At 61.5% G+C, this 6,568-nt stretch carries 6 protein-coding genes and 2 pseudogenes; 3 read left to right on the forward strand and 5 right to left on the reverse strand.

Features of this window, described 5'->3' with window-relative positions:
• Window positions 1-62 precede the first annotated feature (62 nt).
• The 3 genes from A5706_RS32305 to A5706_RS33075 all read right to left on the reverse strand — a co-directional run bounded on the left by A5706_RS32305 (window position 63) and on the right by A5706_RS33075 (window position 3,384).
• Entirely contained in the window at window positions 63-965 is a 903-nt protein-coding gene (locus A5706_RS32305) for an AraC family transcriptional regulator (RefSeq protein WP_156767147.1), read from the reverse strand.
• 575 nt (window positions 966-1,540) lie between these two features.
• Complete coding sequence (locus A5706_RS15665) at window positions 1,541-2,356, reverse strand: LLM class F420-dependent oxidoreductase (RefSeq protein WP_068132173.1); 816 nt, start codon at window positions 2,354-2,356, stop codon at window positions 1,541-1,543.
• Window positions 2,357-3,093: 737 nt separating this feature from the next.
• On the reverse strand, window positions 3,094-3,384 hold the full coding sequence (locus A5706_RS33075; RefSeq protein WP_156767148.1) for a hypothetical protein: 291 nt from the start codon (window positions 3,382-3,384) through the stop codon (window positions 3,094-3,096).
• A 23-nt stretch (window positions 3,385-3,407) separates the two neighbouring features.
• On the opposite strand from A5706_RS33075, the gene A5706_RS15670 reads away from it, so the two are divergent.
• The 3 genes and pseudogenes from A5706_RS15670 to A5706_RS15680 all read left to right on the forward strand — a co-directional run.
• The gene (locus tag A5706_RS15670; protein WP_068132176.1) at window positions 3,408-4,136 is read left to right on the forward strand and encodes an SDR family oxidoreductase; all 729 of its coding nucleotides are present in this window, start codon (window positions 3,408-3,410) and stop codon (window positions 4,134-4,136) included.
• Entirely contained in the window at window positions 4,136-5,065 is a 930-nt protein-coding gene (locus A5706_RS15675) for an SDR family NAD(P)-dependent oxidoreductase (RefSeq protein ID WP_082964413.1), read from the forward strand. The genes A5706_RS15670 and A5706_RS15675 overlap by 1 nt, the downstream gene beginning before the upstream one ends.
• Window positions 5,066-5,077: 12 nt before the next feature.
• Window positions 5,078-5,269: pseudogene (locus A5706_RS15680) on the forward strand (TetR/AcrR family transcriptional regulator); the annotation flags it as partial.
• A gap of 30 nt (window positions 5,270-5,299) precedes the next feature.
• On the opposite strand, the gene A5706_RS15685 reads toward A5706_RS15680, so the two are convergent.
• Window positions 5,300-6,283 carry a hypothetical protein gene (locus A5706_RS15685; protein WP_156767149.1) on the reverse strand — a complete coding sequence of 328 codons (984 nt, stop codon included), beginning with the start codon at window positions 6,281-6,283 and terminating at the stop codon, window positions 5,300-5,302.
• Between the two features lie 23 nt (window positions 6,284-6,306).
• Window positions 6,307-6,568, reverse strand: a pseudogene (locus A5706_RS33680) (hypothetical protein); the annotation flags it as partial.

Genomic DNA, 6,568 nt, shown 5'->3' on the forward strand with positions numbered 1-6,568 from the left:
ACCCAGGAGCATTATCTGGGTTCGAGGACCTACCCGAGGGCACAGAAGCTGCGAGATGCGCATCAACGTAAGGTGACCCCGACCCCACGCGACCTGCGCCACCGGCCCGGCGAGATTCCCAGCTGCGATGTGAATGCTCTAGTCAGATGGCTTTGGCTCGAGAATCCGCACATTAGTGCGATAGTAGCGATCGGCTCATCCGTAGTCGCGAGCAATGATATTGCTCTTTGAATTCTGCGTTTGACCAGCCATTGATGTGGTGACATCCCCGTCGATCGGCGAAATAAGCGGACAAAATGTGTGACAGACAAATTACATTCTGCTGCAATCTGCGCCAACGTCACCCCAAGGTCGTCATCCATTAATTCCTTGGCTCGCCGTTCTTGGCGCGGCGAAAGCCCTCGGCCGACGTTGCGCTGATCCGCAGCACTGGAGATATGCCGCTGTAATATCCGCATAGCGAGAGCAACCGAGAGCGTTTCGATCAAGAAAGCGCCCGAGGATGTCGGTGCCGATAATTCCTGAGCGATGCCCGCACCGATACCGCTGATTAGAACATCATGGAATCCGGTGGCATAGCGGAGGTCGGCGGGAGAGAAACGGCCGATCCGCTCACCCAAGACATCAGCAGAAAACAAGCTGCTCGGCAAATACATGTGCAGCTGACGCGTCATGGGGGCCGACAAGTGAACAAAGTCCTCCACCACACCGCCCGGGCACATCCATATCATTCCTCGCTCACTTCGGGTCGCTTCGGAGGTTCGACCTGAACGGCGGGTAACAATCGACTCGGTATGCCCATGGAGATCAATTGCCACTTCTGTATCGGTCTGGACCGCCCTGCGTGCTACCTCGCCAGAATCGTGATGTCGTATCTCCACCCGCATGTCGTGCCAGCCGAGAGAAGCCGAAGATTCGATCAGTCCGCTGGAGGCGTATTTGTCGCGCCTACTGTCAAATTTCACAGATGCCTCCAGGTAGCGACCGCACGCGAATCCTTCCGACACTGTGCTTTACGCTAGATAGCTATTGTAGGTCGGGTGAGCCGCGCTAGGTAGCCGCCGTACTCGCCGATTTCGCCGGCGCTCGTAGGGTTCGCCAGCATGGTGACGATCTCCGCTGGGGCCGAGCAGGTGTCGAAGTAATCTGCCCCACCGCGCCAATCGGCCGCAGTCACGAAGCTCGCCGGCTCAAAGGATCCGGTCGCGGCCCTGGGGTCGACGTGTCGGCGGCACTGCGTTCTCATGACGATCTGCGAACACGGAGCGCACCTGCGACTCGCGTCTGATTTATTACCTTCCTCGTTCGCCAATGCGGATCGATTGGTAGGCAATCGAGTCGGGCCTAGCCGCCGCCGGGCAGCAACCAGCTAAAGCCTTCCAGGCGGCGTACCGCGTCATCATGACGACCCCAAGCGAGTTGGGTGGGATCGCGGTCGCTCAAGGCTAGGCGCCGGAGGATTCGGTAGGCGGCTGACGAGCCTTGACGGAAAATATGGCGCTATACAGCCGCAGATGCGTTGCTGCGGAGGAGCGTTACGTCAGCGCCTCGTGTCGCGCCAGTCGACCATCTTCTCCACCGTGGTGAGATCGTACTTGCCCTGCAACGCGCGGACCTCCGTATGAAACAACGTGGCTCCACCAGCAAGGTAGGTGTCCGCCGAGCGCCGATCGGTCCATAGCGTCGAGCGCTCGATATCGCTGTCGGCGCGTCCGAGTCCGGCGGCCAGTTCGCCGACGCGGGCACTGGCCTCGAGGTAAGAGTCGATGGGCAGAAAGGTATGCCAGATGTCGGCATGACGTGCCACGGCGGGCAAGGTGCGCTTCGGACCGGAACCGCCGATCAGGATTGGGATCTTGCGCAGCGGTGCCGGCTGCAACAACTCGAAGCGGCGCTCGATCCGCAGCAGCCCCTCATCAAAGAGGTCGGCGCGCGATTTGACCGTTCCGTAGTCAAAACCATAAGTGGCGTAATCCTTCTCATACCAACCAGCGCCCACGCCAAGGATGACCCGACCGCCGCTGATGTGGTCGACGGTGCGGGCCATGTCCGCGAGCAGATCCGGGTTGCGGTACCCGATGCCCGCCACCAGCAGACCAAGTTCGACGCGTGTGGTGATTTCGCCCCAGGACGCCAGCGCGGTCCAGCCCTCGAAGTTATTCACGTCCGGTTGCACCTCAGCCAGCACAGGCTTCGCGTCAACAATGGACTCGATGAACGGCGCATGGAAGTGGTCATAGCCGAAGATGACGTCCACCCCGATCTCCTCGGCATTCAGGACAGCCTGGCGCCAGGTGGCGTAGTCAGGGGTGTCGGCGGGCTGAATCTGAACGGCAACGCGCACAGGAAATGTCATCCATCCGGCAACAAGGCTCACCGCGATCTATTCCCGTTCGCCGATAGGGCCACCTCGACCCGTTGACACAAAGCGGTGCTATCGGGTCCGAAAGCGCTGGGGGACTGCATCATTAGACTAACCCGGCCGTCGCCCATGTGGATGCGCCATCACAAAATCGATTGAAATTGGGAACCTCACAGCCCGCCGACGGCCTGGCATCGCCAATGCGATTTCAGATCCACGACCTTCCAAGCTCAAGGGTGGCTAAGGGGCGCGGAAAGGAATTATGAGTCTCGAGTGAACTGTGTGGCCGGGGTGACTGCGTCCAGGGGCGTCAGCACACGGTTCTAATGTGAAAAAGTCGAGTCATTTGTGGAAAGACGGGGATGGTTTCGGCGTGGTCGAGTTTTAGGGAAGGTCCGCAGGAAGTTTTCATGGCTTGACTGTTCAAAAGTACGTCGACGCGAGGATCGTGGCTTCAACCTGCCGCTGACATGTATTGGCGGCCAGTCTGAACCGGTCGAGTCAGCGGTTGGGTTCGCCCGGTTACTTGCGATAGCCGGGATCGTCACTCACGGGGGCGTTGATGCAGGCATGTAGCCAGCCGAGGAAGTCCACCCAAGGTGGCGACAGTCAAAGGCGAACATGTCGCGCAAGTGTGGTGGTTGTGGGCGCTGACCAGGAATCGGAAACCGCGTCCACACAGGGCAACGAAGGACGGCGACAAGCAGGCTCAATCATTGGCGGCCCTGCTCTCACAAGGCATCGGTGCACGCTGCACTGCGATAGCTACGGTGAACGGAGCGAAAGATCATCACCGCATGGATACGCAGCTCAAGCTGGTGCCGCTTTGCAACCGTGGACAACGGCGCCGAATGGCAGACCACTTCATTCTCCATCGCATCCCGTGAAAGTGTGCTCGAACTTCGCGGTGGGTTGGCGACACGGCTACCGGTGTCGGCAACGGTCGGGATCGGTTGATCATCTTCGGTATTGGGCAGGGTAAAGCGACGGACGGCAGAGCAATGCTCGAGATGCGCCCGCATCCCGGTGGAGGCAGGAGAGATACGTGAGTCAAAGGGTTGCAATCGTGACTGGAGCTTCCGGCGGCATCGGCCGCGCAGTCGCCCTGCGGCTAGCTCGTGAGGGAATGGCGGTGGCAGTGCACTATGCCGGCAGCCAGGACCGGGGCAACGAGACAGCAGAAGCGGTTGCGGGCCTTGGAGCTCATGTGGTGACAATCTCGGGCGACGTGGCCGACGAAGTCGATGTGGACACCATGTTTGGTCAGGTTGAGGCTGAACTCGGTGGTGTCGATGTGGTGGTGAATGCCGCCGGAATCATGTTGTTGTCACCGCTTACCGAGCTGACGCTCGACGACTTCGACCGCATGCACCGCACCAACGTTCGTGGCACCTTTGTCGTCAACCAGCGGGCAGCCCGCAGAGTGCGGTCCGGCGGAGCGATCGTCAACTTCTCGTCTTCTGTCACCAAGATTGCTTTGACTGGTTATACCGCCTATGCGGCCACCAAGGGTGCTGTCGACGCGATGACGCTGATACTGGCCAAGGAGATGCGTGGCCGTGACGTAACCGTGAATGCGGTCGCGCCGGGACCCACTGCCACTCCGCTGTTTCTCGATGGCAAGCCGCCCGAGGTTATCGACCGCCTCAAGTCAATGACACCGTTGGAGCGCCTCGGCGACCCCATCGACATCGCCGAAGTCGTTGCCTTCCTGGCAGGTCCGGCGCGCTGGATTAATGGCCAGGTCGTGTACGTCAATGGGGGAGTCGTCTAGTGGCGAATAATAAGGTCATCCTGATCAGCGGAGCTTCCAGCGGTTTTGGCGCCATGACGGCGCGGGCCCTCGCCGACGCCGAACACCGCGTCTACGCCGGCATGCGCCAGATCGACCAACGCAACAAAGCTTCCGCCCAGGCCGCGCGCGCCTACAGCGATGAACACGGTGTGGTGCTTCGCCCAGTTGAAATGGACGTGTCCAGTCAAGGATCGGTCGATCGCGCCATCGCCACGATTCTGGATGCCGAAGACAACATCGACGTGGTTGTCCACAACGCCGGTCACATGGTGCTGGGCCCCTCGGAAGCATTTACACCTGAGCAGCTCGGCGACGTCTACGACGCCAATGTGCTGTCCACGCAACGGGTTAATCGTGCTGTGCTGCCACTGATGCGTGCTCGACGGGACGGCTTGGTGATCTGGGTTGGCTCGACAAGTTCGCGCGGCGGCACACCGCCTTACCTGGGGCCCTACTTCGCTGCAAAAGCGGCCGAGGACGCGCTGGCGGTCAGCTATGCAGCAGAACTGAACAGGTTCGGCATTGAGACTACGATCGTCGTGCCCGGCTCATTCACCAGCGGCACTAACCATTTCGCCAATGCCGGCCACCCAGACGACGCCCACGTCGCCGCCGCCTACGAAGAGCGCTACGGCGGGCTGATGGACGCGGTGGGCCAAAAGCTGGCGGAGTTGGCGCCCGCGGACGCTGATCCAGTCGAGGTTGCGCGCCAGATAGTCCGCGTCGTCGCGGCTCCAAAAGGCAAGCGGCCGTTCCGCATCTACATCGATCCCGCAGATGACGGCGCCGAAGACGTCTTTCGCGTCGGCGAACGCGTCCGCCAGTGGTTCTATCAGCGCATCGGGCTTGCCGACCTACTGACCGTTACCACTCCGTCCAGACCGCCATCGACTACGACGCCAGGCTAAACCTCGACGCAGCCCAGCCAGACCCGGGACAGCATCGTCGGCGCCGTGGACACGATGTTGCGGGCGGGCGCTAACGTTGGCCTGCGCGAAGACGTGCATGCCGACGACGTGGTGTCGAGCCTGATCGGCATCTTCTTGGTCACTGGTTCGCCGGAACAGACGGGCCGCATGCTGGACCTGTTGGCGGCCGGCGTGTCTCGCTGACCGGGATCGATCTTTGCGCCAGGACGCCGACTACCGCGCCCTGCGGATGCTCCACACTCCCCGAATGAGCAACGCGCACAGCCCGATTAGGAGTAATCCGAATAGGGCCACCAAGAAGATCGCGGTGCGTACCGAGTGGGCCGTATACGCGGTGCCGTCTTTCACGTGCACGGCGAGTGATGATCCGGCGGCGAGGTTTCTGTCGAACCCGTTGTCGATCAGGCCGGATTGGGTTTGTCCATTGACGGTCCAAGTACCCGTGCAGCTAATCAAGTGGAACTTTGCGCTGGATTTGTCGCAGCCAACGATGATGGCTGTGGTGGGCGTGCCAACGCCGTACTGGTAGGCCGGGTACCAAGTTCGCCTTAGCTCGTGAAGACCCGCCCCGGCGATGAACAGCAGGGTCAGGACACCGACCAGCAGTACCCACCAGTTGTACGGGCGCCTGGTCCCGGGCGCAGCGCTCGTGATCGTCTGGCCAGATTCCGTCTGATGATCGACGACGGCGAGAAGCTCGTCCAAACTTCGAGGCTTTATCCATGCTTCGAGATCTTGAACATCCAACTGCGGCCCATTGACCGGTATTCCGCTGGCGGGAGACCCCGCTTCACCGAGAACAAAGCATTGCGGGCCCGCTCCGAGGACAAATGCCCTGCCTACCCGTGCACCCTTTCCGGCTCTCCATTGGCCCAACTCGGCGTCCCGGAATGAGAAAACATCACCCGGCCGCTGGTCAACGGTCAGGCCACCGGCCGCGACGGAAATGACAACCTTCTTTCTCATCAGTTGCCGGTAAATCAAGAAGCCCACGACGAAAAGCGCCACGAACAGCACGGATCGGATCTCCCCGACGATACGACTCCCTGCCAGGGGACGGATCAAAGTCGCGGAAAACAGCAGAAACGGCACCATCAAAAACCCGGACGCAGTGATGGTTTGCCGGGTGGTGGGGATGCGGGTGGCGACGAAACGGCGTTGATCCGCAACAGAATTCGGCGCTGAACCGCTGATCACAGTGCTTCCTAACGCAGGTGGCGCTAGCCGCCGCCGTTGCCGCCGGCGCCGCCGGTGGCGTTGCCGGGAGTCAACACCAGGGGAGCGCCGAGGCCGCCACCCCCGCCGATCCCGGCAGCGCCGCCGGTGCCGCTTATCAAGTCGGGGACACCGCCGGGGTTGCCCCCCGTTCCGCCGTCGCCGCCACCCAGGTATTCCTGCCCACTCGAGCTGTTGACGTAAGCACCGCCCCCGTCGCCGCCGGTGCCGCCGAACCCGGGGATTCCGCCGCCACCGCCGCCACCG

Origin of the sequence: Mycobacterium sp. E796 (assembly GCF_001672815.1) — a bacterium.
Classification (GTDB): Bacteria; Actinomycetota; Actinomycetes; order Mycobacteriales; family Mycobacteriaceae; genus Mycobacterium.

What these genes read in the sequence shown, in the direction of transcription:
- A5706_RS15665 (WP_068132173.1), bottom strand. Translation starts at nt 2,356, where the DNA reads ATGACATTTCCTGTGCGCGTTGCCGTTCAGATTCAGCCCGCCGACACC.
- A5706_RS33075 (WP_156767148.1), bottom strand. Translation starts at nt 3,384, where the DNA reads ATGCGGGCGCATCTCGAGCATTGCTCTGCCGTCCGTCGCTTTACCCTG.